Origin of the sequence: Proteus sp. FME41, assembly GCF_014897315.1 — a bacterium.
Lineage (GTDB): Bacteria > Pseudomonadota > Gammaproteobacteria > Enterobacterales > Enterobacteriaceae > Proteus.
In genome coordinates this window covers 229,351-254,382 of sequence record NZ_JABUYL010000002.1, presented here as the reverse complement: position 1 = coordinate 254,382, position 25,032 = coordinate 229,351, and the positions used below count along the sequence as shown (strand labels likewise).

Annotated in this window: 28 protein-coding genes, 1 other RNA gene and 1 CRISPR repeat array (1 of these 30 only partly in view); of the genes, 11 read left to right on the top strand and 18 right to left on the bottom strand. The window is 38.6% G+C overall.

Annotated features, from left to right (window positions below; all coding sequences use genetic code 11):
* Positions 1 to 31: 31 nt before the first annotated feature.
* From INT04_RS03700 to INT04_RS03690, 3 genes are read left to right on the top strand one after another with little or no spacing between them, the layout of a single operon-like run.
* Positions 32 to 796 carry a molecular chaperone gene (locus INT04_RS03700; RefSeq protein WP_193014800.1) on the top strand — a complete coding sequence of 255 codons (765 nt, stop codon included), beginning with the start codon at positions 32 to 34 and terminating at the stop codon, positions 794 to 796.
* 25 nt (positions 797 to 821) lie between these two features.
* Positions 822 to 1,892 (top strand): fimbrial protein, encoded by a 1,071-nt coding sequence (locus INT04_RS03695; RefSeq protein WP_193014799.1) that lies wholly within the window; start codon positions 822 to 824, stop codon positions 1,890 to 1,892.
* Positions 1,892 to 2,440 (top strand): fimbrial protein, encoded by a 549-nt coding sequence (locus INT04_RS03690; protein WP_193014798.1) that lies wholly within the window; start codon positions 1,892 to 1,894, stop codon positions 2,438 to 2,440. Before INT04_RS03695 ends, INT04_RS03690 begins: the two co-directional genes overlap by 1 nt.
* A 14-nt stretch (positions 2,441 to 2,454) precedes the next feature.
* Here INT04_RS03690 and tadA read toward each other — a convergent pair whose 3' ends face one another.
* Both tadA and INT04_RS03680 read right to left on the bottom strand, forming a co-directional pair.
* Positions 2,455 to 2,985: a tRNA adenosine(34) deaminase TadA gene (tadA, locus tag INT04_RS03685; RefSeq protein WP_193014797.1), complete on the bottom strand. Its 531-nt coding sequence runs from the start codon at positions 2,983 to 2,985 to the stop codon at positions 2,455 to 2,457.
* Between the two features lie 107 nt (positions 2,986 to 3,092).
* Positions 3,093 to 3,728, bottom strand: a complete 636-nt coding sequence (locus INT04_RS03680; RefSeq protein WP_193014796.1) for a LysE family translocator — start codon at positions 3,726 to 3,728, stop codon at positions 3,093 to 3,095.
* 406 nt (positions 3,729 to 4,134) lie between these two features.
* Here INT04_RS03680 and INT04_RS03675 point away from each other — a divergent pair, with 406 nt between their 5' ends.
* The gene (locus tag INT04_RS03675; protein ID WP_069367827.1) at positions 4,135 to 4,395 is read left to right on the top strand and encodes a YfhL family 4Fe-4S dicluster ferredoxin; all 261 of its coding nucleotides are present in this window, start codon (positions 4,135 to 4,137) and stop codon (positions 4,393 to 4,395) included.
* 40 nt (positions 4,396 to 4,435) lie between these two features.
* On the opposite strand, the gene acpS is transcribed toward INT04_RS03675, so the two are convergent.
* The 12 genes from acpS to trmN form a co-directional block, all read right to left on the bottom strand.
* Complete coding sequence (acpS, locus tag INT04_RS03670; protein WP_036935342.1) at positions 4,436 to 4,816, bottom strand: holo-ACP synthase; 381 nt, start codon at positions 4,814 to 4,816, stop codon at positions 4,436 to 4,438.
* Positions 4,816 to 5,547 (bottom strand): pyridoxine 5'-phosphate synthase, encoded by a 732-nt coding sequence (gene pdxJ / locus INT04_RS03665; protein ID WP_193014795.1) that lies wholly within the window; start codon positions 5,545 to 5,547, stop codon positions 4,816 to 4,818. The genes acpS and pdxJ overlap by 1 nt, the downstream gene beginning before the upstream one ends.
* Before the next feature lie 69 nt (positions 5,548 to 5,616).
* A complete protein-coding gene (gene recO / locus INT04_RS03660; protein WP_193014794.1) occupies positions 5,617 to 6,357 on the bottom strand; it encodes a DNA repair protein RecO in 741 nt (246 codons plus the stop codon).
* Between the two features lie 9 nt (positions 6,358 to 6,366).
* Positions 6,367 to 7,275 carry a GTPase Era gene (gene era, locus INT04_RS03655; protein ID WP_193014793.1) on the bottom strand — a complete coding sequence of 303 codons (909 nt, stop codon included), beginning with the start codon at positions 7,273 to 7,275 and terminating at the stop codon, positions 6,367 to 6,369.
* Complete coding sequence (gene rnc, locus INT04_RS03650) at positions 7,272 to 7,952, bottom strand: ribonuclease III (RefSeq protein WP_193014792.1); 681 nt, start codon at positions 7,950 to 7,952, stop codon at positions 7,272 to 7,274. Before rnc ends, era begins: the two co-directional genes overlap by 4 nt.
* Before the next feature lie 195 nt (positions 7,953 to 8,147).
* On the bottom strand, positions 8,148 to 9,119 hold the full coding sequence (lepB, locus tag INT04_RS03645) for a signal peptidase I (RefSeq protein WP_193014791.1): 972 nt from the start codon (positions 9,117 to 9,119) through the stop codon (positions 8,148 to 8,150).
* Between the two features lie 14 nt (positions 9,120 to 9,133).
* The gene (lepA, locus tag INT04_RS03640) at positions 9,134 to 10,930 is read right to left on the bottom strand and encodes a translation elongation factor 4 (protein ID WP_193014790.1); all 1,797 of its coding nucleotides are present in this window, start codon (positions 10,928 to 10,930) and stop codon (positions 9,134 to 9,136) included.
* A 303-nt stretch (positions 10,931 to 11,233) separates the two neighbouring features.
* Positions 11,234 to 11,698: a SoxR-reducing system protein RseC gene (rseC, locus tag INT04_RS03635; protein ID WP_193014789.1), complete on the bottom strand. Its 465-nt coding sequence runs from the start codon at positions 11,696 to 11,698 to the stop codon at positions 11,234 to 11,236.
* A 12-nt stretch (positions 11,699 to 11,710) separates the two neighbouring features.
* Entirely contained in the window at positions 11,711 to 12,679 is a 969-nt protein-coding gene (gene rseB, locus INT04_RS03630; RefSeq protein WP_193014788.1) for a sigma-E factor regulatory protein RseB, read from the bottom strand.
* A gap of 43 nt (positions 12,680 to 12,722) precedes the next feature.
* Positions 12,723 to 13,352: an anti-sigma-E factor RseA gene (gene rseA / locus INT04_RS03625; protein WP_226893954.1), complete on the bottom strand. Its 630-nt coding sequence runs from the start codon at positions 13,350 to 13,352 to the stop codon at positions 12,723 to 12,725.
* A 38-nt stretch (positions 13,353 to 13,390) separates the two neighbouring features.
* Complete coding sequence (rpoE, locus tag INT04_RS03620; RefSeq protein ID WP_023581594.1) at positions 13,391 to 13,969, bottom strand: RNA polymerase sigma factor RpoE; 579 nt, start codon at positions 13,967 to 13,969, stop codon at positions 13,391 to 13,393.
* A 295-nt stretch (positions 13,970 to 14,264) separates the two neighbouring features.
* Positions 14,265 to 15,020 carry a tRNA(1)(Val) (adenine(37)-N(6))-methyltransferase TrmN gene (gene trmN, locus INT04_RS03615; RefSeq protein WP_193014786.1) on the bottom strand — a complete coding sequence of 252 codons (756 nt, stop codon included), beginning with the start codon at positions 15,018 to 15,020 and terminating at the stop codon, positions 14,265 to 14,267.
* A 264-nt stretch (positions 15,021 to 15,284) separates the two neighbouring features.
* Between trmN and srmB the strand changes: the two genes are divergently transcribed.
* Positions 15,285 to 16,649, top strand: coding sequence for an ATP-dependent RNA helicase SrmB (srmB, locus tag INT04_RS03610; RefSeq protein WP_226893953.1), 1,365 nt, complete (start codon positions 15,285 to 15,287; stop codon positions 16,647 to 16,649).
* A 143-nt stretch (positions 16,650 to 16,792) separates the two neighbouring features.
* Here the strand turns inward: srmB and grcA are convergent, their stop codons facing one another.
* Positions 16,793 to 17,176: an autonomous glycyl radical cofactor GrcA gene (grcA, locus tag INT04_RS03605; protein WP_023581591.1), complete on the bottom strand. Its 384-nt coding sequence runs from the start codon at positions 17,174 to 17,176 to the stop codon at positions 16,793 to 16,795.
* A 331-nt stretch (positions 17,177 to 17,507) separates the two neighbouring features.
* Here grcA and ung point away from each other — a divergent pair, with 331 nt between their 5' ends.
* Positions 17,508 to 18,188, top strand: coding sequence for a uracil-DNA glycosylase (gene ung, locus INT04_RS03600; protein WP_193014785.1), 681 nt, complete (start codon positions 17,508 to 17,510; stop codon positions 18,186 to 18,188).
* 118 nt (positions 18,189 to 18,306) lie between these two features.
* Here ung and grpE read toward each other — a convergent pair whose 3' ends face one another.
* On the bottom strand, positions 18,307 to 18,918 hold the full coding sequence (gene grpE, locus INT04_RS03595) for a nucleotide exchange factor GrpE (RefSeq protein ID WP_193014784.1): 612 nt from the start codon (positions 18,916 to 18,918) through the stop codon (positions 18,307 to 18,309).
* A gap of 100 nt (positions 18,919 to 19,018) precedes the next feature.
* Between grpE and nadK the strand changes: the two genes are divergently transcribed.
* From nadK to bamE, 3 genes are all read left to right on the top strand, one after another.
* Positions 19,019 to 19,918, top strand: coding sequence for an NAD(+) kinase (gene nadK, locus INT04_RS03590; RefSeq protein ID WP_193014783.1), 900 nt, complete (start codon positions 19,019 to 19,021; stop codon positions 19,916 to 19,918).
* Between the two features lie 87 nt (positions 19,919 to 20,005).
* A complete protein-coding gene (recN, locus tag INT04_RS03585) occupies positions 20,006 to 21,667 on the top strand; it encodes a DNA repair protein RecN (protein WP_193014782.1) in 1,662 nt (553 codons plus the stop codon).
* 113 nt (positions 21,668 to 21,780) lie between these two features.
* Entirely contained in the window at positions 21,781 to 22,143 is a 363-nt protein-coding gene (bamE, locus tag INT04_RS03580) for an outer membrane protein assembly factor BamE (protein ID WP_193014781.1), read from the top strand.
* Positions 22,144 to 22,325: 182 nt separating this feature from the next.
* Here the strand turns inward: bamE and INT04_RS03575 are convergent, their stop codons facing one another.
* Together INT04_RS03575 and INT04_RS03570 are read right to left on the bottom strand one after the other, a co-directional pair.
* Positions 22,326 to 22,619, bottom strand: coding sequence for an RnfH family protein (locus tag INT04_RS03575; protein ID WP_193014780.1), 294 nt, complete (start codon positions 22,617 to 22,619; stop codon positions 22,326 to 22,328).
* Positions 22,612 to 23,046, bottom strand: coding sequence for an SRPBCC family protein (locus tag INT04_RS03570; protein WP_193014779.1), 435 nt, complete (start codon positions 23,044 to 23,046; stop codon positions 22,612 to 22,614). The genes INT04_RS03575 and INT04_RS03570 overlap by 8 nt, the downstream gene beginning before the upstream one ends.
* A 155-nt stretch (positions 23,047 to 23,201) precedes the next feature.
* Here INT04_RS03570 and smpB point away from each other — a divergent pair, with 155 nt between their 5' ends.
* Complete coding sequence (smpB, locus tag INT04_RS03565; RefSeq protein WP_193014778.1) at positions 23,202 to 23,684, top strand: SsrA-binding protein SmpB; 483 nt, start codon at positions 23,202 to 23,204, stop codon at positions 23,682 to 23,684.
* A 59-nt stretch (positions 23,685 to 23,743) separates the two neighbouring features.
* Positions 23,744 to 24,110: a transfer-messenger RNA gene (gene ssrA / locus INT04_RS03560) on the top strand.
* Between the two features lie 325 nt (positions 24,111 to 24,435).
* Positions 24,436 to 25,032: a CRISPR direct-repeat array (repeat unit 28 nt; unit sequence TTTCTAAGCTGCCTATGCGGCAGTGAAC) (it continues 331 nt past the right edge of the window).

Sequence of the window (25,032 nt, the reverse complement as noted above, 5' to 3'; positions counted from 1 at the left end):
ATGAATAAAATGAATTATTAGAGATTATTGTATGAACTCATTTAACACACTCAAAACGCTATTTTGTGGCTCATTACTTGCCTTTAGCATGGTGAATACAACTCAGGCAGGCGTGTCATTAGATAGAACTCGCATTGTATTAACAGGCAATGAAAATTCAGCTAGCGTCAATCTAAAGAATACCAGTCCTGATATTCCTTTTTTAGCGCAATCATGGGTTGAAAATGAACACGGACAAAAAATCGCCTCTCCTTTAGTTGCATTACCACCATTACAACGTTTGGATGGTGACCAAAAAGGTGTGGTAAGAATAACTAAAACAGCAGAAATTGGCCTATTGCCACAAGATAGAGAATCGTTATTTTATTTAAATGTACGCGAAATTCCACCCGCACCAAAACAAGCGAACGTGTTACAAATGGCGATGCAATCTCGTATTAAATTATTCTATCGCCCTATCGCCATTATTCCTGAAAAATCAGGCATGGTTTGGCAAGACCAATTAGTATTTAAAAAACAAGGCAATCAATTTATTGCGGAAAATCCAACACCTTACTACATCACAATTATTGGGCTGTCTAATAAATTAAATGGTGAAGACAGTGATAAATTAACCACATTTCCAGGTTTAATGGTGGCACCTAAATCATCACTGGATATCCCTGTTAAAAGCAGTGCTGTTAATCAATTTTATATGATGTATGTAAATGATTATGGCGGACACCCAGAATTAAAATTTGTTTGCCAACAAAATAGCTGTAAAGCGGCTCCCAAAGAACAACAACCAAAATATTAATTCACCTGACGCCAGTAGGAATAAAATGAAATCAACGACAGCAAATTTTTATTTCAATACGCTAAAATTATTTTTTACTGGCGCAATGTTATGCACTCCAATAATGGCTTCTGCTTACATTCATGGTGAAGTTCGCACCGTTGGAGGCCCTAATATCTTTAGGGTCGAGTTGGACAACGCAACATTTCCGCATAATCGTCCGGGTGAAACAGCTACAGTGAAATTTTCTTTGCCTGATAGATATTTAGCTACTGTTTATTGCCCTAGAGATCCCTTAGTACCCAATTCTCGTACCTATTATATGGCGAATTCTAACTTGCGCTATTTAGGTAATAATTATTACGAACTTAACGAATACGTTGATGTTCAAATTAAGTTTTCAATTTGGGGCCCTGACTCACTACCAACCGTCCCTTTTATTGAAAAACCGAATAATCGTAACGGACAACAAGGTTGCCGTATTCCTGAATCACCAAAACCGAATATGTCTTCAGGCAGTAGTGGTGTATTAGTTTTTCGCTTAAAAAAACCGATTATTAATGGTGTTTCATTAACAGGCCAAGCCGTTGCACAAATGTATGCTCGAGTAGGTAATGGTTTATATCAAGAATATGGCCCAGAGCCTATTTCAAAATTAGTGATTAGCTCTGGTATATTAACCACCGAAGATAGATGCATATTTAATAATGGATCCCCTATTACCTTTGATTTTGGTAATGTCGGTAATACTTCTGACTATTTAAATGGACAGAATTACAAAATCACTCGTAACATTCCAATTAAATGTGAAGGCGGAAGCTTCACGAATCCTAATAGTAAAATTATGTTTAAAATTCAAACAGGAAGCTCCGGTATTGCAAGTTTTAACCCTAATTATCTTGGCACAACAGGCCCCGTAGATAGAACAAATTTAGGTATTGTATTAAGAGACAGATCAGGCTCGATTGTGCCGCCTAATAAATATTTCTCTGTAGGTAAACTGAATAATTTCACAGGAAATTGGGAAGTTACCGCAGCCCCTATTGCAAAAACAGGTAGTAAAATTACGGAAGGCGAGTTTTCAGCACATGCCACATTAGTTGCGGAGTTTATGTAATGGTAAATCCAATAATAAAATCGACTCTTTCACTTTTATTATTACTCTCTCCCTCCGCATTTGCCGCAACTGAACTTATTGGCGGTGATATGGAATTTAAAGGTATCGTGGTTGCTCATGGTTGTACCATTGTTGCTGGTGATGAAAACAAAGTAATCGATTTCAAACAGATATCAGCAAAAGATCTCTATACCTTTCAAAAAAGTGAACCCGTTGCTTTTAGCATTAGCTTAGAAAATTGTAGCCAAGATATTTATAAAAGTGTCACGATTACGCTAGAGGGAAAAGAACATCCAACAATGCCAAATCACCTTGCTGTTGTGGGCACTGGATCAGAAGACCCGAAAAGTATTGGTATTGTATTTACTGATACTCAACGTAATGTAATACAACTAAAAAAGCCGAGCTCAACTCGACTTCTTAATAATAAACGCATTCAATTTAGTTTTATGACATATGTTGAAGCATCACCCTCAGCACTTAAAAATCAAACATTGCTGACGGGGCCATTTCAGGCGCAAGCCACGTACACACTTAATTACCAATAATATAAAAACTGTATTTATTCTTTTATTACCGGCGCAGCATTCACTGTCGCAAGGCTGTTTTTTTGCCTTTTAAGCAGCTTTTTTTCAGCTCTTCGCATTTTAAAGAATTGACTTAATAATTGTGAACACTCATCACTTAATACACCCGATGTTATCTCAACCTTATGATTCATTCCGGGATGCTGTAAAATATCAATAAATGAACCTGCAGCCCCTGTTTTTAAATCAGATGCACCAAAAACCACTCGCTTTACACGGCTATGGACAATAGCCCCAGCACACATCACACAAGGCTCTAACGTAATATAAAGTGTGGCATCAAGCAGGCGATAGTTTTGTAAATGTTTCCCACCTTTACGCAATGCCATAATTTCAGCATGTGCAGTAGGATCGTTATCAATAATTGAATGATTCCATCCTTTTGCAATGATTTTATTATTAACGACTAATACAGCGCCTACAGGTATTTCGCCCATCTCCTGTGCTTTTAATGCCTGTTCAATCGCTTTATGCATCCAATAAATATCATCTTTAATTTCATTCACAAGGATATCTCTTCATTATCTTATAGCGGAGTATTGTAACCTGTTTTCTCTTGATAACTAAAGAGATTGCCTTGAAATGTTTATGATAAAAGTAGCAAAATAAAACTTTAGTTTACACGAGCTTCTGTGGCTAACTTAATCGCTAAGGCCCCTAAAATCGTCGCCATAAGCCAACGTTGAATTAATGCCCAGCGTGGTCTTTGTATAAAGAATCCCGCAATAGATCCTGCAGCAATAATAATTAATGCATTCACTACAGTGCTGATAATAATTTGAATACTACCTAACATTAATGATTGATTTAAGACACTACCGTTTTCAATACTGATAAATTGAGGTAACAATGATAAGTACATCAATGCAATTTTAGGATTTAATAAATTGGTGATAAATCCCATAACAAAAAGTTTTGTTGTATTGCCTGAAAGTAATTTTTTAGGATGAAAAATAGAATGACCACCCGGTTTAACCGATTGCCAAGCAATATAAAGAAGATAAACAGCACCACAAATTTTCAACGTATCATAAGCATAAGGCACCGCCATAAAAATAGCAGTAATACCAAATGCAGCTAATAGCATATAAAAAACATAACCCACCGCAACACCGATTAACGAAATAAAACCTGCTTTTTTTCCTTGCGAGATCGAACGGGAAATGAGGTAAATCATATTTGGACCCGGTGTTAACACAAATCCTAAAGATAAAAGTGCAAATGTCCATAAATTAAACAGTGTTGGCATAGAGTACCCCTTGTGCTATTACATTATTTAACATCAATAACAAAGTATTCGCTGTGTGGAATACCACAAAAAATACTCTTTTATTATTAGTTTTTGTTTAGATGTTTTTGTTTTCAATACATATTACCAATACACTTTTTTTATTTCTCTTCATCAGTAAGTATTTAATATTTATTTATACATTTCAATAAGCCATTTTAGCGATGCTACTTTAGGAATTGACATATAAATGGTAATCTTACTCCTTGCTTAGTGATTACTAAGCAAAAAGATTGGGACGATATTTCTATTTGAATGATAAAACACAATTTTATCGGATATAGCGACACAAATCTGATAGAGGGTAACATATAAGTGCAAGATATAAGTTACTGAAATTTAATAATTTATATATTAAGTGACTGATATGGCTTTACTAATTACGAAGAAGTGCATCAACTGTGATATGTGTGAACCCGAGTGTCCAAATGATGCTATTTCAATGGGGGATGAAATTTATGAAATTAATCCTGATCTTTGTACTGAATGCGTAGGGCATTACGATAAACCGACTTGCCAATCAGTTTGCCCGATCACTAACACGATCATCACTGATCCGACTCATACTGAATCTCAAGATGAATTATGGGAAAAATTTGTGCTGATCCACCACGCAGATAAGATCTAAACCTTAATCAATGATTTTGTGGGTGATAAATCTAAGAGAGCTATTTTTCTAAAATAACTGTCGCACAAGCATAACGCTGTTCATCAGCAAGTGTTACGTGAATAGAGTTTATCCCCGCTTTCTCTGCCATCTCTTTTGCAACCGCTAAAAAATGCAGTGTGGGTTTGCCTAATTCATCATTACGCACTTCAAAATGATTGAAAGCCAATCCTAAACGAATACCTGTTCCGAGTGCTTTTGCTGCGGCCTCTTTTACTGCAAATCGCTTGGCTAAAAAACGTATTGGCTGCTTATGAGATTGGTAAATTTCCCACTCTGTTTCTGTCAGAATGCGGCGAGCAAGGCGTTCACCAGAACGCCCTATAATTTCTTCGATACGCGATATCTCGACGATATCCATGCCTAAGCCAACAATAGCCATTAACGACGTGCTTCTCGCATTAAGCGTTTCATTTCTTCAACAGCAGGCGCTAATCCACTAAAGACTGCCCTACCGATAATGGCATGACCAATATTCAACTCATAAAGCTCAGGCAATGCAGCTATGCGCTGTACGTTATGATAATGCAAACCATGGCCTGCGTTGACTTTTAAACCTTTTGACGCTGCATAAGTCACTGCATCACGAATACGGATAAACTCTTTTTCTTGTGCCATTTCATCTTCAGCGTCAGCATAAGCACCAGTATGAATTTCAATAAAAGGCGCACCAACACGATCTGCGGCATTAATTTGCTCATGGTCTGGGTCAATAAATAGCGAAACTTTAATGCCCGCTAAAGATAAACGTTTAATGGCATCCGCTATCTTTTCTTCATTACCAACGACATCTAAACCACCTTCTGTTGTCACTTCTTGGCGTTTTTCAGGGACTAAACAGCAAAAATCAGGCTGTGTTTGGCAAGCAATTTCAATCATCTCTTCAGTGACTGCCATTTCTAAATTTAGTCTTGTCTGAACAGTTTGGCTTATCAGCATTAAGTCACGATCAGTGATATGGCGTCTATCTTCACGTAAATGAATAGTGATACCATCAGCGCCTGCTTGTTCTGCAACAAAAGCCGCTTGAACAGGATCGGGATACGTTGTGCCACGGGCATTACGAAGGGTGGCGATATGATCAATATTAACGCCAAGTAGAATATCAGACATGCTCTTCTCCTGAAAAATAACGTTGCATTACCTTAGTTTACACATTCCATAGAGAAGAAAAAGACAATATTATTGATCTACCATTAATGCTCTTTTTTTCGGGGCTTTTTTAATGGCAAATTGCCTAAAAAGTTCTCTACTTTTTAATGGCTTTCCACCTAAATAAGGCTTTAGCGCCATTCGGGTAAACCTTTTCGCCGCTTTTAATGTTTCTGTAGTAGGAAACTCACGGCTGGCTAATGATTTTAATTCAAGCCCTGTAAAACTATTATGATCCACCACTAAACTGGCAATAAAACCTTTTTCTTCTCGATACCGATACGTCATTGTATCTGAAACAGGTTCACCACTGCCGGCACAATGCAGAAAATCTAATCCATAACCGAGTTGTGTTAATAAAGCGAGCTCAAAGCGCCTTAATGCTGCTTCTGATGTGATATCACTGGCTGCAAGAATTTGTAAGCAAGAAAGGTATTCAAAAAAAAGCACACTGTAAGAGGTGCCATTTTCTAAAACGCGGGACAATAATTCATTAAGATACAAGCCACTATAAAGTACAGAGCCTGTTAATGGTAATGCCAAAGAGATAGGTTCAGCATCACGAAGTGTTTTAACTTCTCCTCGCCCACTCCAACGAATGAGCAGAGGAGTAAAAGGTTGAAGTGCCCCTTTTAAGGGTGAGCGGCGGCCTCGTGCGCCTTTCGACAATATGCGTACTCGCCCTTCATTTTCAGTGAAAAAATCAAGCAATAAGCTTGTTTCACTGTAAGGTCGAGCATGGATAACAAATGCACGTTGCCAGCCATCCACTTCAGTTACCTACTTTAAATCGTCCACATAGCCAAGGCTACGTAAAGCACGTTCATCATCAGCCCAACCCGCCTTAACCTTGACCCAAAGTTCTAAGTGAACTTTGTTTTCAAATAAGTCTTCCATATCCATACGGGCTTCAGTACCAATTTTCTTGATTTTCACGCCTTTATTACCAATAACCATTTTCTTCTGGCCTTCACGCTCAACCAGAATTAATCCGTGAATATCATAACCACCACGTGCATTGGTAACAAATTGTTCAATTTCAACAGTAACTGAATAAGGTAATTCTTCACCTAAAAAGCGCATCAGTTTTTCACGAATAATTTCTGACGCCATAAAACGTTGAGAGCGGTCAGTAATATAATCATCAGGAAAATGATGAATAGCTTCAGGTAAACACTTGCGAACAATTTTCGCAATAGTATCCACATTCATGTCTTTTTCAGCACTGATTGGAACTACGTCAAGAAAATCCATTTGTTGGCTTAAAAAGCCAATATGTGGAAGTAACTTGGTTTTATCCGTTACGTTATCCACTTTATTAATAGCTAATAAAACAGGACAACGTAATGATTTTAATTTATTAACGACCATTTCATCGTCAGGTGTCCAATTGGTCCCTTCAACAACGAAAATAACCAGTTCAACATCACCAATCGAGCTACTTGCAGCACGATTCATAAGTCTGTTGATTGCTCGCTTTTCTTCAATATGCAAGCCCGGTGTATCCACGTAAATTGCTTGGTAAGCACCATCAGTATCAATGCCCATGATACGGTGGCGTGTTGTTTGCGGTTTACGTGATGTAATAGAAACTTTCTGCCCCAGTAATTGGTTCAGTAGTGTTGATTTTCCCACATTTGGGCGACCAACTATCGCAATAAATCCGCAATAGGTTTGTTCTTCGCTCATTCAAGCTCCAGTTGTATTAATGCCTGTTCAGCAGCGGCTTGCTCAGCTTTTCGACGGCTTGTCCCCATCCCTTTGACAGGTTGATCGATACCGCTTATCTGACAATGGATCGTAAACTCTTGATCATGGGCTTCGCCACGAACTTGTACTACATCATACGCTGGCAATGGCAAGTGACGCCCTTGCAGATATTCTTGCAGTCGTGTTTTAGGATCTTTTTGCTTATCGCCAGGACTGATTTCAGCCAAACGACTCTCATACCATTTTAAAATAATATTTTCGATATTTTGAATATCACTATCGAGGAAAATAGCACCAATTAAAGCTTCTACCGTATCTGCTAAAATTGATTCACGGCGAAAACCACCGCTTTTTAATTCACCAGGCCCTAAACGTAGACATTCACCCAGTTCAAATTCACGCGCTAATTCGGCGAGTGTATTTCCACGAACAAGTGTTGCCCTCATTCGGCTCATATCACCTTCATCAACACGAGGAAAGCGATGATAAAGTGCATTAGCAATAACATAGCTTAGAATTGAATCACCTAAAAATTCTAAACGTTCATTATGTTTACTGCTTGCACTACGGTGTGTTAGCGCCTGTAGTAATAATTCATTTTGCGTAAAAGTATAACCCAGTTTTTTTTGTAACTGGTTTACTAATAAAGTATTCATGTGCGATCAATTTCCATAACTTAATTTGAAGCACACGCAACAAATCTGTTTAAGACAACAAGAATTTATCGGGTTGGATAACAGAACTGTTGCGTTTGCACTGGCTCCTGCGAATGACAGGAGCCAATCATATTTAAAGAAGTGGCATATTCTACACTGAGATAGAAAGGAATGCTGTAGCTATTTTGTTAATAGTTACTTAATGCCACCAATACGACTGAGACGAACACCAGAAGGCCATTCATTCTCTTGTTTTTCAAAGCTCATCCAAATTGTTGTCGCTTTACCCACTAAATTTTGCTCAGGGACAAAACCCCAGAAACGACTATCAGAGCTTCCATCACGGTTATCACCCATCATAAAGTAATGACCTTCTGGAACAATCCAAGTTCCCACAGGTAACCCGGGTTGGATAAACTCTGGCATGGTCATATCACCCGGTATTGTCATAATACGGTGAGAGACTTTACCAATAGTTTCGACTCTTTCTTCTTCGCGTAATTGAGATGCGGTAGAAATCGGGTCTTCAATTGGAATTGATTTCATGCCATTAATACGCTGGCCACCCGGTACATTTTGTAATAACAGCGTCCATTCACTAGGATACGCCGTACCGTAAGTCACTGACATTTCGTCGTTACAAATTGCTTTATTACAATTCGGGTAGATGTGCACTTTTTTCGACATCATATCATAAACAATTTTATCACCCGGTAACCCAATAACACGTTTAATGAAATCGGTAGAAGGATCACGAGGATATTTAAAGACAGCAATATCACCTCGTTTTGGCTTCCCTGTATTTATTAACGTTGTTTGTGTTATTGGATCTTTTAATCCATAAGCAAACTTTTCAACCAAGATAAAATCACCAACCAATAAAGTTGGCATCATGGAGCGAGAAGGTATTTGAAACGGCTCATACACAAATGAACGCAGAATCAAAACAATAATCAATACTGGAAAAAGAGAACCTAAAGTTTCAGCCCAGCTTGGTTTATTAATTGATTTTGCTAACTCTTGCTGATCCTCGGTACCTTGCGTCATCTCTTGAAGACGCTTTAGTTTTGCTTTTCGGGCTGGTTTGAGCTTAAAATGCTCAATCCCCCAAAAAATACCCGTTATTAGCGTTGCCAGCGTTAGGATCAAGGCAAACGTGTTAGCCATGTTTTCTCCTTAAATTATTTATCTTTACCAACATGAAGAATGGCTAAAAACGCTTCTTGTGGTAGCTCTACGTTACCAATTTGCTTCATACGTTTTTTACCATCTTTCTGTTTCTGTAATAGTTTTTTCTTACGGCTAACGTCACCACCATAACATTTGGCTAATACGTTTTTACGTAATTGTTTAACCGTTGAGCGAGCAATAATATGGTTACCAATTGCTGCTTGAATAGCGATATCAAACTGTTGACGTGGAATAAATTCTTTCATTTTTTCCACCAGCTCGCGGCCACGGTAAGGCGCATTATCGTTATGTGTAATAAGTGCCAATGCATCGACACGATCACCATTTATCAATACATCTACACGTACCATGTTAGAGCCTTGGAAACGGATAAAGTTATAGTCTAATGATGCATAACCACGTGATGTTGATTTTAAGCGGTCGAAGAAATCTAATACCACTTCAGCCATTGGTATTTCATACGTTAATGAAACTTGATTACCATGATAGACCATATTGGTCTGAACGCCGCGTTTTTCGATACATAAAGTAATCACATTACCTAAGAATTCTTGTGGTAATAACATGTGACATTCAGCAATTGGCTCTCTAATTTCTTCGATATTATTTAATGCAGGAAGTTTAGATGGGCTATCAACCAACACAATATCGCCGTTAGTCATTTTAACTTCATAGACGACTGTTGGTGCGGTGGTAATAAGATCGAGGTCATATTCGCGTTCTAAACGCTCTTGAATGATCTCCATATGAAGAAGACCCAAGAAACCACAACGAAAACCAAATCCTAGTGCAGTTGAACTTTCTGGTTCATAGAATAATGAAGCATCGTTAAGACTCAGTTTACCTAAGGCATCACGGAACGATTCATAATCATCAGAACTAATTGGGAATAAACCTGCATAGACCTGTGGCTTAACTTTTTTAAAACCAGGTAGCGGTTTGTCTGCCGGTTTTTGAGCTGATGTTAAGGTATCCCCTACTGGCGCACCTAAAATATCTTTAATACCACAAACAACCCAGCCTACCTCACCACAATTCAGTGTTGTTGTATCAATTTGTTTTGGTGTAAAAATACCAATGCGATCAATATTGTAAATTTGTCCGGTACTAATAACTTTAATTTTATCATTTTTACTCACTTTGCCGTTTTTAACACGAATAAGTGAGACAACACCCAGGTAATTATCAAACCATGAGTCAATAATTAATGCCTGTAATGGGGCTTCAGGGTCGCCTTCTGGTGCAGGAATTTCTTTAACAAGACGTTCAATAACCTCTTTAACACCGACACCTGTTTTTGCAGAGCAGCGCACTGCATCTGTGGCATCAATTCCCACAATGTCTTCAATTTCTTCAGCAACACGTTCAGGCTCAGCAGCAGGTAAGTCTATTTTATTTAGAACCGGCACGACGGTGAGATCCATATCCATCGCGGTATAACAGTTTGCTAATGTTTGAGCTTCAACCCCTTGCCCAGCATCTACAACCAATAAAGCCCCTTCACAAGCAGCGAGTGAACGAGATACTTCATAAGAGAAGTCAACGTGTCCAGGGGTATCGATAAAGTTAAGCTGGTAAACTTCACCGTCATCGGCAGTGTAATTTAGGGTTACGCTTTGCGCTTTGATTGTAATACCACGTTCACGTTCAAGATCCATAGAATCAAGAACCTGCGCAGCCATTTCACGATCTGATAAGCCACCACAAATTTGAATAATTCGATCGGATAACGTCGATTTACCGTGGTCAATATGTGCGATAATGGAAAAGTTACGTATGTTTTTCATTCTGAAATTATTTTTCTCTATTGCTTTGCTCTATAAATCTGGCTTTGGCGTCATTCACGGACACAAAGCGAAAACTCTATATTGCAGGAGTTATTATTGATGACGCATTCTACACACTAGAGACATTATACTCAAAGAAACGTTCATCAAACACAAACATTTATGCTAAGTCTTACCTTTATTTGTCATTTTTTGTGGGCTTTTCTGGATATAGAAAGTCATTCATTTGTGATGGGAATAGTGAAAAATTTAGTTTTAATAATATCAATGGAGGTAATTGCTCCATTGATATTATTAAGCGGGTTATTTTTGAAATTGAACATTCAGTTCATGAGGTGCAAGCCCTATTTGCAATATAATAGGTTCAAAACCCTCGTCTTTACTCCACCATGTTGCGACTTTTCTTGCTAATAAAAAACCAAATCCCCCCCCCACTAAGCCGCTACAAAAAATTGCAAATTCACTAGAAAGCCAAAGACTGGCAATACCAGCGACAATAAACAAACCTATGAGCGGTGTTAAATACACCAACATAGCAGAAAGAAGTAAATTATTTTCAGGAATACCCACTTCTACTTTTTGCCCTTCAACTAAAGGTTGTGCAACAGGAAGTTCGAGTTGGTGAACGGTTTCTGGCCCTATTTTATTTAATAAATAAGAGCCACATGCAGCGCGAGCTTGGCAACTACCACAACCAGAAGAAGAACCGTAGCGTAACAACGCCCGCCCTTCATGCCAATGTATTACTGTTGCCCACTCTTTAACCATAACTTATACCTTTTACTTTTTCGTAAATACCACACTATTCACTATCTTCTGTGCGGTAGAAAATGGTAGTTGACCAATAAAGGTAATTTCATTGCCTTCTTTGTCATAGGTATAAATTGTATTACGACCATAGCGTAACATTTTATCGCGTTCGGGCGAATTTACTTGCTGCCCACTTTTATTAACATAAATTGAGAAGTCAAATAAGCCATCGCTAAACAAAATAGACTGACTGAATTCAGTTTCAGAAATCTGATGATTACTGCGTTTAACTTCTTTAAAGCCATCAGGCACGTCACTAACTGACCAGTTATAAACCAAAGGTTTTGATTTAGGAACGAGTAACAATGGTGGCATATTAACCGTACGCAATGAATTTAACGCGGCTCCGACCTCATTGCCTTCATTAACTGAAATTACTCTAAATTGCTCAATAATGTCATTATTTTTGTCTAAAAGATCGACTCTTAAAGGTAGGTATCTTTCTTCATCAATAAACAAGACATAATCATAGCGATCATTATTTTTTGATAACACACGAACAACACGGCTTGGAATATCCCCTATATGCGTTCTACCTGCATCAATAAAATTATAATAACCTGATAATTCATTGAAATTTTGATAAATAATTGAAGGGATATAATCAACGATATGATCATTTCTTAAGCTAAAAGCATCTAAGCCTGGTTCAAAATAGCTGATTTCATCACCACGTTGAACAATTTCACGACGAGTGCTGTCCATTTGCATTAATTGTGCAAGCGGTTTGTCATCAATAAGGGTATGACGGTAGCGGATAGGGACAATACCTTGAGAATTTATATTAATAAAAGATAATTCATAGGTAGAGCTTTGACTTGTATGACCCATCTTTTGCAACAAAGCCTCGACACTACCTGTTTGAGGTTGTGCCAAGGCTTGTATTGACATCGATAGGCTGCCCACCAGTAATAAGGCGGATAACCATAATCTTTTCATTACGACTGTTTTATTCCCACACGTTATTTATACATTCACATCATTATTGCTGCTGTGGTGCAGGTTGAGCCACACGTTGAGTACTCACTGGAGACTCATCTTGTGGTGCATTATAAATGCGGCGATCCAACTCATACTGTTGCAACATTAATCCAAGGCGTTGATTACGCTCTTGTAAACGTGTTTGCTGGTCTTTACCTAAAGTATCGTTTTGAAGATTTAAACTTACTGGTGCACCAGATCCCATAATAGGCTGGGTATTAAATACTGGTGTATCTATTTGAAAATCTTCAGAACCATTCTTTCCATTATATTGCTGAACACCAACAATAACAGCTAATGAAACACAAGCCGCGACACCGATTTGAGTTAACTGACTTGCCCAAGGACGTAACGTTTGTAAGAAAGAGTGCTGACGCCATTGTGATGGCGCAGGTTGCTGCTCTCGTTGTTGTTCAGGACTTATGCGGACAGGTTCATTCTCTAACGCGAGCGCAACGCGACTTGCGATATCAAAGTGGATGACTTCACCTACATCACCACGCATTGTGTCACGAATTAAATGGTAACGTTGCCATGTCTCTTTCATCGAGTCATCACGTACAACTGTACCCATTAATTCTTTATCAAGAACTTCGCCATCCATAAATGCAGAAAGTTTCTCTTTTTGCATGTAAAAGTACCCTTCAGTCAATGATGGTTCACCCACAATCAAAACTCTTGTATTAATGGTTGAACCTTATTATCGATAGCTTCTCGCGCCCTAAAAATACGTGAACGTACTGTTCCGACAGGGCAATCCATAATGACGGCTATCTCTTCATAGCTCAGTCCGTCAAGTTCCCGAAGTGTTATAGCAACCCTTAAATCTTCAGGTAATGACTCTATGGTGTGAAAAACCACTCTCCGTAACTCTTCAGACAACATTAAATTCTCAGGGTTCGAAATTTCTTTTAATGCGTTTGGTGATTCAAAGTTTTCGACATCACTCGCATCTAAATCATTCGAAGGCGGACGTCGCCCCTGTGCAACCAGATAGTTTTTTGCGGTATTCACCGCAATGCGATAAAGCCAAGTATAAAAAGCACTGTCACCCCGAAAAGAACCGATGGCACGATACGCTTTAATAAAGGCTTCCTGCGAAACATCTGGTACATCACCCTGAGGTACATAACGGGAAATCAGGCTTGCTACCTTGTGTTGATAGCGGATAACCAGCAAATTAAAGGCATTCTGGTCACCATTTTGTACCTTTTCAACCAACATTTGGTCCGTTAACTGCTCGCTCATTAGAGATGGACTCTCCCGAAGTCAAGCTTCGCACTATTTTTAAATGACTCCGTCATATTTACTCTCGTTATTCCTTCTCGTTTTTATGAGCTACACGACTTAGAGCGCAAAAATAGTATGAAGTTCAATTCAATCATTATTATAAGAGATGAATCACAAAAAAATCACTGCGGTGATCACCAACCAAAATGCAATTTGCCAATAAAAAAACGATAACACAATGATATTATTTAATTATATACGATTGCTTACAAGAATATATATTATCTTAAACAATGTAATATTAAATATAGATTTAGTAATATAAATAAAAGTCAGTGACCCAAGATTGAAACTTATCGGTGTAATGGCCTTCATTATGACGAATAATAAGCTCTTCAATATTACACTCAATGTCACCTATGTTTTGTCTTTGAAATGCTAATAAAACGCGATGATAAGGTTTGTCTACACTGTCTTTAATATTAACGCGTTTAGTTAAACTCCACTCTTTTTTTTCTGCTATTTCAATAAATTGTTCACCAATAGCATAAGGCAATACAACACAAAACACCCCCTTTTCTGCAATAAGTGATTGCGCACTATCCAGCAATCCTTCATGCGTTAACGTTTTGGTATAACGTGCTTGTTCACGAATATCATTACGGCACGCTATCGCTGGCTCAAAATAAGGCGGATTACTCACAATTAAGTCATACTTATTTTGTGTTTGTTTAACATATTGATGGATATCACTATGATAAATATGAATAAGTGAATGCCATTGTGATTCTTGGGCATTCTCAGTGGCTTGTAAAGCTGCATTTTTATCAAGCTCAATACCATCAATACATTCCAATTGATTGGCTCGTTGAGCTAACATTAACGCAATTAATCCACTACCAGTGCCGATATCAAGAGCCCTTTTTACATGACCAATGGGAGCCCAAGCACCTAATAACACACCATCTGTTCCCACTTTCATTTCACACTTATCATGGGCAACAAAAAATTGTTTAAAAGTAAAACCACCTCTGCGTAACCCTACTTTTTTGACTTTCTTTTGATTCATTTATTGACTCTACTGATTCATATGTCCATCTCTCTTTTATTAATTATGATTCATGCCATTGAAAAAGAGATATATGGTAAGATAACGTTTCTGCTATCCCTATCTTAACATTAAACTATTTGTATACGATGTATGCTTATTTAGATTAAGCCTAAAAACAACGAATACCTTCGTCTATCGGTAATATATAATGTGATAGCGGTAAATCCTCTGGCTTTTAGCAGGGGATAATGTCAAAATCCGCGCCCTAAACAGAGGTATACAATGACAGCCACGACATTTTCCAGTCTTGAACTTGATGAAAGTTTATTGACCGCATTAGAAGAAAAAGGATATCAACGCCCGACCGTTATTCAAGCAGATGCAATTCCTGCTGCAATGGAGGGACGCGATATTTTAGGCTCTGCGCCAACAGGCACAGGGAAAACTGCGGCCTTTTTACTTCCGGCAATTCAACACTTGCTTGATTATCCACGTAAAAAATCAGGCCCACCACGTATTCTGATCCTGACGCCAACTCGCGAACTTGCAATGCAAGTTGCCGAGCAAGCAAAAGAGTTATGTGCACACACACATTTAGATATCGCCACTATCACAGGCGGTGTTGCTTATATGAATCACGCTGAAGTTTTCAGCGAGAACCAAGATATCGTTGTTGCGACAACAGGCCGTTTATTACAGTACATCAAAGAAGAAAACTTTGACTGCCGTGCGGTTGAAATGCTGATTTTAGATGAAGCAGACCGTATGTTAGATATGGGCTTTGCTAACGATATCGAAACCATTGCGGGTGAGACTCGCTGGCGCAAACAAACATTACTTTTCTCTGCAACACTTGAAGGTAATGCGGTCATTGATTTTGCACAGCGTATTTTAAATGAACCGGTTGAACTTAATGCCGATCCTTCACGCCGTGAACGTAAAAAAATTCAACAGTTTTATTACCATGCTGATAACCTCGAACATAAAACAGCGTTATTGGCTCAATTACTGAAACAAGATGATGTTAAAAAATCGATTGTCTTTGTTCGTAAAAGAGAACGAGTAAGAGAACTTGTCGCTGCATTAGAAAAACAAGGTATTAAATGTAGCTACCTTGAAGGTGAAATGGCGCAAACACAGCGTACTGATGCCATAAAGCGTTTAGAGTCAGGACAAATGAATGTTCTGGTTGCCACAGATGTTGCTTCTCGTGGTCTTGATTTAGATGATATCACGCATGTATTTAACTTTGATTTGCCTCGCACTGCCGACGTTTACTTACACCGCATTGGTCGTACAGGACGTGCAGGTCGTAAAGGTATTGCCATTTCATTAGTTGAAGCACACGACCACCCATTATTGGGTAAAATTGGCCGCTATGTTCAAGAGCCCATTAAATATCGAGTCGTTGCAGAGCTGCGTCCAACCACTAAAGCACCAAGCCAAAAAGCAACCTTTAAACCGTCTAAAAAAGTGCTAGCTAAACGTAAAGCGAAAAAAGACGAAGAGAAAAAAGCGGTTAAAGAAAAAGTGCGTACTCGTGATCGTAAAAATATTGGTAAACGTCGTAAAACGGCAACTGATACTGCAACAAAAAATACAGCACCAACAACCCCATTAAAAGAAACGCAGACAGACAACGAATAATCTGCCTCATTTCTAAGTTTATTTAAGGCCGCAACGAGTGAATATCGTTGTGGCCTTTTATCATCTAACACTTTATTTTATGTATAAAAAAGCCCAATATTTTCATATTGAGCTTTACTGTTATTTTTTACTCTAGTGAAAAATTACAGACTTTCTGTGAAAGTACGTGTAATAACATCACGTTGTTGTTCTGGAGTGAGTGAGTTAAAACGTACAGCATAACCAGAAACACGAATAGTTAATTGAGGATATTTCTCAGGATTATTCACTGCATCTTCTAATGTTTCACGACTTAATACGTTAACATTCAGGTGTTGACCACCTTCGACGCGAACAACCGGTTTAGATTCTACAGGCACTTCACGGTATTCGATATTGCCTAGCTCTTTACGGTTAATCACTTGGCCTTCTTCAAAACCTTTTTTAGCACAGATGCAACGCGCTTCGCCGTTTTCATCATCTAATAACCAGAAAGAGTGTAATAAATCGTCATTATCAGCTTTAGTAATTTGGATACCAGTAATCATTTCGACCTCCAATGTGGGCGCAAAATCAAATTCCAATCACATATCAGAACTTGGGTATTTGGTCTAACCAATGTTTCTGTCTACTTATATACCAGTATAAATGGCACCATTCTTTGATTAATATCAATAAAATTCATAAGGATTTTACTGCTCAAGACGCAAAGTGTTGTTTTAAATCAACAATCGTTTTACCTGTATTGCAATTTTTTTTGTAAATTTCTAAAGAAAGTTGAGAGTTTAATTAATTCTTATTTTTAGACCGTAATATTTTCATTCCCTTGCTGAAATCGGTAAGCTTAGGCACGATAAGATACCAACAAGGATTTATGTTATGACTACAGCATTAACTTGGCATGATGTGATAGGTGCTGAAAAAGAAAAACCTTATTTTCATCAAATTATGTCTCAAGTCGCCCAGCAAAGAGAAGCTGGCAAAATTATTTATCCCCCTCAAGACGATGTTTTTAATGCTTTTCGTTTTACACCTTTCGATAATGTGAATGTCGTTATTTTAGGACAAGATCCTTATCATGGCCCAAATCAAGCACATGGGCTCTCTTTTTCGGTACGTCCTGGTGTGCCAGCTCCTCCTTCTTTAGTCAATATGTATAAAGAGCTAGAAAAAGAGTATCCCGATTTTAAACGCCCTAACCACGGTTATTTGGAAAGTTGGGCAAAACAAGGTGTTCTATTACTAAATACCGTGTTAACAGTAGAAAAAGGCCAAGCACATTCTCATGCTAATTATGGTTGGGAAGTGTTTACCGATGCTGTTATTGAGCAAATTAATCAGCGTAGAGAGGGGGTTGTTTTTCTACTTTGGGGTGCTCATGCTCAGAAAAAAGGACGTTTTATTGATACAAATAAACACGTAATATTAAAAGCACCTCACCCATCACCGCTTTCTGCACATAGAGGTTTTTTAGGCTGTGGTCACTTTAAACAAGCAAATGATATTTTACAACAACAAGGCCGCACACCTATCAATTGGTATCTTGATCCTATTGAGTAACAACGTTATATAAAAACGTGAAACCGCACAATAGTAGGAAGATAATTAAGCTTCGTATTGTGCGGTTTGGCTTATCTACACGTGATAAATCGTATGATAACGAACACGTTAATTGGTATTACTTAGAAACGATAACCATAGCTGGACGTAATAAACGGCCATTTAAGGTGTATCCTTTTTGCATAACATCGACAACATGATTAGGTTCATGCGCTGGACTATCAATTAATGTCATCGCTTGGTGAACGTCAGGGTTAAATACCACATTTTTTTCTTCAACCACTTCAATGCCAAATTTACGTACAGCATCTAAGAATGACTTCAACGTTAAATCTAAACCTTCAATCATTGGTTTCAACGCTTCATTTTCATGATCAGCCGCAGATAAGGCACGTTCTAAATTATCGAGTACAGGCAATAACTCATTAGAAAATTTCTCAAGTGCAAATTTATGTGCTTTCTCAATATCTTGTTGAGTACGACGGCGCACATTTTCAACTTCAGCAAGCGCACGAGCCATTGCCTCACGCTCTGTTTTTTGTGATTGCTCAAGTTGTTTTTCAAGAGAATCAATACGCGCTAAGGCTTCAACTAATTCAGCCTGAGCATTAAAATCCGCTTGTGCTTCTTCGGTCATAGCGTGCTCTTGAGACTCATTCATTGCAGCTTCCATTCCTTCTTTTTCTTTTGAGACTTGCTCTTCATGTACATTTTGTTCTTTACTACTCATGAACATCTCCGCGTAGTTTTGGTATTCATCTTCATATTTAGTTTATTATGGGGATCAATAAACGGGTTTCAAGGAATTGGCGCTAAACGAGGGTAAAAAAATGCCAGATAATACCGTAACGGAAAAAAAACACTTTAAATGCATTGGCATTGTCGGTCATCCCCGTCATCCAGAGGCACTTTCAACACATGAAATGCTCTATCATTGGCTGCTAGCTCAAGGCTATGACGTTATTATTGATACACAAGTTGCTCAAGAACTAAAACTTGAAAATGCACAGACAGGTGATTTAACACAAGTTGGGAAAGTGGCTGATCTCGTGATCGTTGTGGGTGGAGATGGCAACATGCTCGGTGCAGCGCGTGTTTTATCTCGTTATAGCATCAAAGTCATTGGTGTTAACCGTGGCAATTTAGGTTTTCTTACTGATCTCGATCCTGATAATGCCATACAACAATTAACTAATGTATTAGCAGGGCACTATCACGAAGAAAAACGCTTCTTACTTGAAGCTCGAGTTTGCGCTGAAGGCCAAAGAACACGCATTGGTACAGCCATAAATGAAGTTGTACTTCATCCTGGTAAAGTCGCGCATATGATTGAGTTTGAAGTTTATATTGATGATCGCTTTGCCTTTTCACAACGTTCGGATGGCTTAATTATTGCAACACCTACTGGCTCAACCGCCTATTCACTTTCTGCAGGAGGTCCCATTTTAACACCGAACCTTGATGCAATTGCGTTAGTGCCTATGTTTCCGCATACTCTGTCAGCACGCCCTTTAGTTATCAGTAGTGATAGTCAAATCCGCCTAAAATTCTCACAAACAAATATCGATTATGAAGTGAGTTGCGATAGCCAATTAGTGTTGCCTATCAAAGAAGGCGATGAAGTGATTATTAAGCGTAGTCGTCAAAAGCTGAATTTAGTTCATCCGACCGATTATAATTATTTTAATACACTCAGCTCAAAATTAGGTTGGTCAAAAAAAATGTTCTAATTTTTATGCCTCACCACTTTACTGTATAAAAAACCAGTTTATACTGTATGTAATTACAGATATGTTTTTATACACAGGAGAGGCACTATGCTGACTCAATTAACTATTAGTCATTTTGCCATAGTCCGTGACCTTGAAATCGATTTCTCTGGTGGCATGACCACCATTACTGGTGAAACTGGCGCGGGTAAATCTATTGCCATTGATGCTCTAGGTTTATGTTTAGGCAACCGAGGCGATGCCAATATGGTGCGCCCTGGTGCAACAAGAGCCGATTTATGTGCACGATTCTCACTCTCTGATACCCCATCGGCACAACGTTGGCTTGAAGAACATCATCTTGATGATCACAACGAATGCCTTTTAAGACGGACTATCTCTGCTGATGGGCGTTCTCGTGGTTTTATTAACGGTACTTCAGTCCCCCTTTCTCAATTAAGAGAGCTTGGTTCTTTACTTATCCAAATTCATGGTCAACATGCACATCAGCAGCTTTTAGAATCACGTTACCAAAAACAACTGCTTGATATTTATGCACATGAGCCAGCTTTATTAAAAAGCATGAAATCGGCCTATCAAACATGGCATCAAAGTTGTCAAACTTTAGCGACTTTTCAACAACTCTCATTAGAAAGAGAAGCAAGACAACAACTGGTTGATTATCATTTAAAAGAGCTTAATGAATTTCAACCAATCCAGGGGGAATACCCTGAACTCGATCAAGAATATAAACGTCTTTCTAACTGCGGACAATTTTTAACCCTAAGCCAAAATAGCTTGCAGATTTTAAGTGATAACGAAGAACAAAATATCTTAAGTATGCTCAATGTGGCTAAACATGAAATTACAGAATTAACCTCTATGGAAAGCCAATTTAATTCGTTATTAGAGATGCTAGAAGAAGCTACAATCCAAATTAGTGAGGTGAGTGATGAACTTCGTCATTACAGCGATCGATTAGAAATGGATCCTAACCGCTTATTTGAAGTTGAAAAACGCATGTCTAAGTATATCAGTTTGTCACGCAAGCATCGTGTTGCACCAGAAGAGTTATATGAACTTCACCAGCAATTAATTGAAGAAAAGAAGGCCTTACTGCGCCAAAATGATGACTGTGACGTTTTAATTGAACAAGTTAAAACCGACCATTTAATTGCATTAGAGGTTGCTAAACAATTGCATCAGGTTCGCCAACAATACGCTAATGAACTCAGCAAATTAATCACCAACAGCATGCATCAATTATCAATGCCTCATGGTTATTTTACGGTTGATGTCTATTTTGATGACAGCTCACTGCAAATTGACGGTGCCACAAAAGTTGAATTCAATGTCACCACTAACCCTGGACAACCTCATCAGGCACTTTCTAAAGTGGCTTCTGGTGGTGAGTTATCTCGTATTGCGCTTGCCATTCAAGTCATTACCGCTAAAAAAATGGATACACCTGCGCTGATTTTCGATGAAGTTGATGTGGGTATCAGTGGCCCTACAGCCGCTATTGTAGGCAAATTATTACGTGAATTAGGTGAGTCAACTCAAGTCATGTGTGTCACTCACTTACCTCAAGTCGCGGGTTGTGGTCATCAACACTATTTTGTCAATAAAGAGACAAACGGCGAAGAAACTGAAACTACAATGAAATTACTGTCGAAAAAAGAGCGTTTACAAGAGCTCGCACGTTTATTAGCAGGTAGTGAAGTCACCAAAAATACCTTAGCAAACGCAAAAGATTTGTTAGCAGCGTAACGATTAACAAACTTTTATTGAGATTTAAGGTCATAGGCAGAGCGTGAAAGGTTTTCAATTGCTGCGTTGTCGATTATCATCGTCACAATGACCCTAAAAGGAATGTAATAACCATGCGTTTTAAACTGTTAAAAGTTGCCGCCTTATCTTTAGTCGTAATGACTTCAGGTTGCTCTATGTTCGAGAGACTGGTTTATCACCCAGATATCAATCAGGGAAATTATTTAACACCAGCCGAAGTCGCAAAAGTTCAGCAGGGAATGACACAACAGCAAGTTCAATTTGCCCTTGGTACGCCAATGCTTAAAGATCCTTTCGGAAGCCAAACTTGGTATTATGTTTTCCGTGAAGAGCCTGGTCATCAGGAAGTACGTCAAGAGACTCTGACGCTCACTTTTGATAGTAATGGCATACTGACTAAGATTGACAAGCAAGGTAATATGCCTAACTTCTCAGCGCCTGCAACAAAAGCATAAGGTCGCCATTACACTAAGAAAAAGGTGTTTTGTATAAGATTGGCAAAAATGAATTGCACCCCATACGTTCACGTTGGGGTGTGTTTTTATAAAAAGTCGTTATTTTATAGTTGTGCTGTCTTTGTCTCTGTCTACCATTAAACTACACCAAAGCAAAATCACTCAACTCAATATTAATGTCACTAATCTGCTTTTTGTCGTGATTTTTCAGCACGTTTACGACGCATTTCTTTAGGATCAGCAATTAAAGGTCGATATATTTCAACTCTATCGCCCTCTTGGACATTATCACTCAGTTTTGCAGGTCGGCTATAAATACCTACCTTGTTTTTAGCTAAATCAATATCACTACAAATCGTTAAGATATTTGAAGCGACAATAGCTTGTTCTACAGTATCCCCTAGCGTTAATTCTACAGGGATAAGATACTGTTTATCGGGTAACGCATAAGTTACCTCTACCCATATTTTAGTCACGATAGATCTCTTTCGCTCTGTGAGTAAACGCCTGTACCATATTGCTCGTTAAATCTTTAAATATACGACCAAAGGCTAACTCAATTAATTTATTAGTGAACTCAAAGTCTAGCTGAAATTCTATCTTACACGCATTATCATCTAATGCGGTAAACACCCATCCTCCCGTTAATTTACGAAAGGGGCCATCAACAAGACGCATATCAACACGTTCATTGGTCTTTAAAAAGTTATGGGTAGTAAATGTTTTACTAATTCCCGCTTTAGAGACATTTATTGATGCAATCATTTCTTCTGGTGTGCTTTTGATCAGTTTACTTCCAACGCATCCTGGTAGAAAATCAGGATAAGTAAGAACATCATTAACCAGTTTAAACATTTGCTCTGTGCTAAAAGGGACAAGAGCAGATCGACTAATCTGAGGCATAGTTATTCCTGTACGACAACACTGTATGGATCATATCATTGAACAGTGACTAATTAAAAATCTAATGGAATATAGCTTAAGTTTTATGCAATTGAAAAGAAAACAGTCGGTTAAATGATTTCTTTCTATTGCTCATACAGTATAATGTGGACATTATGACAAAGAAAAAATCACACAAACCTGGTTCTGCGACCATTGCGTTAAACAAACGTGCTCGCCATGAATATTTCATCGAAGATGAGATTGAAGCGGGCCTGTCGTTACAAGGCTGGGAAGTTAAATCACTGCGTGCAGGTAAAGCAAACATCAGTGATAGCTATGTTATCATGCGTGATGGCGAAGCTTATCTTTTTGGTGCAACTATTACTCCTTTAAATGTTGCATCAAGCCATGTCGTTTGTGACCCAACACGTACCCGTAAACTATTATTAAAACAACGTGAACTTGATAACCTTTATGGTCAGATTAACCGTGATGGTTACACCGTCGTTGCTCTTTCTCTTTATTGGAAAAACGCGTGGTGTAAAATTAAAATTGGCGTTGCCAAAGGTAAAAAAGAACACGATAAACGCGATACCATTAAAGATCGTGAGTGGAATTTAGACAAAGCACGTATTATGAAAAATGCTAACCGCTAAATTACGTTAAGTACTAGCTATTACAAGTATTTTTCTGATATACTCGCTTTCAACAACTTGGGGCTGATTCTGGATTCGACGGGATTTGCGAAACCCAAGGTGCATGCCGAGGGGCGGTTGGCCTCGTAAAAAGCCGCAAAAAAGATAGTCGCAAACGACAATCAGTACGAAGCACTAGCAGCTTAATAACCTGCTTAGAGCCCTCTCTCCCTAGCTTCCGCTCTTAAGACGGGGATCAAGAGAGGTCAAACCCAAAAGAGATCGCGTGGAGACCTAGCTTGGGGTCAAAGCGTTAAACTTAATCAAGCTAGCTTATTCATAGCGCGTCTATCCGCAGTGGGTAAGTGAAATTAAAGATAGACTAAGCATGTAGTACCGAGGATGTAGAAATTTCGGACGCGGGTTCAACTCCCGCCAGCTCCACCAAAATTCTCCATCAGTGATTACCAGAGTCATTTGATGAAGTTCTAAGAGTCCGCAAGACGTAAGTCGTGCGGGCTTTTTTATGCCCTCAAATTGTCCTGCTATTCTGAAGCCAACTAATTAATTTAAAATCTTTTAGGCGCTTTATTAGGCACCTCGTTAACCTTTATAGTTTTTGAGGTGCCTAAAATAATGGAACATCAAAAATAGCAAGATAAACTAAACCTTTATCCGTAAAAGAGATCGTCACAGCAAGCTGGATAGTAGATTATCCAGTTAGTTATGCAGCAGTGAACTGATATTGAGACGTTTCCCCATTCCATAGCGATTTCTAAGCTGCCTATGCGGCAGTGAACGAAACTAATTAACTGATTTTAATTTTCCGTCGTTTCTAAGCTGCCTATGCGGCAGTGAACTGATAGTAAATGTGGCGTTTTTTTATCTAACTTTTCTAAGCTGCCTATGCGGCAGTGAACACTATGTTTTCTAATTACAACTCCCCTAGGGATTTCTAAGCTGCCTATGCGGCAGTGAACTGGCACTGCATGATTGTTCATAATTAACAGCATTTCTAAGCTGCCTATGCGGCAGTGAACTTGCCTTTCGAGTTGCTCGATTTTGTCTGATATTTCTAAGCTGCCTATGCGGCAGTGAACCCCGATACCCCTCTGGGTGGATTTATTCCACCTTTCTAAGCTGCCTATGCGGCAGTGAACAAGGTTATACCTACGAAGTGCTTTCATCTATGTTTCTAAGCTGCCTATGCGGCAGTGAACTAAAAGACGTGAAAAGTTATTGGTTATCAAAATTTCTAAGCTGCCTATGCGGCAGTGAACGCAGTCGTGTTTTCTGTCGGCGCTTCAACACGTTTCTAAGCTGCCTATGCGGCAGTGAACCAGCAAGTTCAACCTCTGCCATTTTCCGA

Bases quoted from the DNA above. Each gene is read 5' to 3' on its own strand.
- INT04_RS03700 (WP_193014800.1), top strand. From the start codon at position 32: ATGAACTCATTTAACACACTCAAAACGCTATTTTGTGGCTCATTACTT.
- INT04_RS03695 (WP_193014799.1), top strand. From the start codon at position 822: ATGAAATCAACGACAGCAAATTTTTATTTCAATACGCTAAAATTATTT.
- INT04_RS03690 (WP_193014798.1), top strand. From the start codon at position 1,892: ATGGTAAATCCAATAATAAAATCGACTCTTTCACTTTTATTATTACTC.
- INT04_RS03680 (WP_193014796.1), bottom strand. From the start codon at position 3,728: ATGCCAACACTGTTTAATTTATGGACATTTGCACTTTTATCTTTAGGA.
- INT04_RS03675 (WP_069367827.1), top strand. From the start codon at position 4,135: ATGGCTTTACTAATTACGAAGAAGTGCATCAACTGTGATATGTGTGAA.
- acpS (WP_036935342.1), bottom strand. From the start codon at position 4,816: ATGGCTATTGTTGGCTTAGGCATGGATATCGTCGAGATATCGCGTATC.
- pdxJ (WP_193014795.1), bottom strand. From the start codon at position 5,547: ATGTCTGATATTCTACTTGGCGTTAATATTGATCATATCGCCACCCTT.
- era (WP_193014793.1), bottom strand. From the start codon at position 7,275: ATGAGCGAAGAACAAACCTATTGCGGATTTATTGCGATAGTTGGTCGC.
- rnc (WP_193014792.1), bottom strand. From the start codon at position 7,952: ATGAATACTTTATTAGTAAACCAGTTACAAAAAAAACTGGGTTATACT.
- lepB (WP_193014791.1), bottom strand. From the start codon at position 9,119: ATGGCTAACACGTTTGCCTTGATCCTAACGCTGGCAACGCTAATAACG.
- lepA (WP_193014790.1), bottom strand. From the start codon at position 10,930: ATGAAAAACATACGTAACTTTTCCATTATCGCACATATTGACCACGGT.
- rseC (WP_193014789.1), bottom strand. From the start codon at position 11,698: ATGGTTAAAGAGTGGGCAACAGTAATACATTGGCATGAAGGGCGGGCG.
- rseB (WP_193014788.1), bottom strand. From the start codon at position 12,679: ATGAAAAGATTATGGTTATCCGCCTTATTACTGGTGGGCAGCCTATCG.
- rseA (WP_226893954.1), bottom strand. From the start codon at position 13,352: ATGCAAAAAGAGAAACTTTCTGCATTTATGGATGGCGAAGTTCTTGAT.
- rpoE (WP_023581594.1), bottom strand. From the start codon at position 13,969: ATGAGCGAGCAGTTAACGGACCAAATGTTGGTTGAAAAGGTACAAAAT.
- trmN (WP_193014786.1), bottom strand. From the start codon at position 15,020: ATGAATCAAAAGAAAGTCAAAAAAGTAGGGTTACGCAGAGGTGGTTTT.
- srmB (WP_226893953.1), top strand. From the start codon at position 15,285: ATGACAGCCACGACATTTTCCAGTCTTGAACTTGATGAAAGTTTATTG.
- grcA (WP_023581591.1), bottom strand. From the start codon at position 17,176: ATGATTACTGGTATCCAAATTACTAAAGCTGATAATGACGATTTATTA.
- ung (WP_193014785.1), top strand. From the start codon at position 17,508: ATGACTACAGCATTAACTTGGCATGATGTGATAGGTGCTGAAAAAGAA.
- grpE (WP_193014784.1), bottom strand. From the start codon at position 18,918: ATGAGTAGTAAAGAACAAAATGTACATGAAGAGCAAGTCTCAAAAGAA.
- nadK (WP_193014783.1), top strand. From the start codon at position 19,019: ATGCCAGATAATACCGTAACGGAAAAAAAACACTTTAAATGCATTGGC.
- recN (WP_193014782.1), top strand. From the start codon at position 20,006: ATGCTGACTCAATTAACTATTAGTCATTTTGCCATAGTCCGTGACCTT.
- bamE (WP_193014781.1), top strand. From the start codon at position 21,781: ATGCGTTTTAAACTGTTAAAAGTTGCCGCCTTATCTTTAGTCGTAATG.
- INT04_RS03570 (WP_193014779.1), bottom strand. From the start codon at position 23,046: ATGCCTCAGATTAGTCGATCTGCTCTTGTCCCTTTTAGCACAGAGCAA.
- smpB (WP_193014778.1), top strand. From the start codon at position 23,202: ATGACAAAGAAAAAATCACACAAACCTGGTTCTGCGACCATTGCGTTA.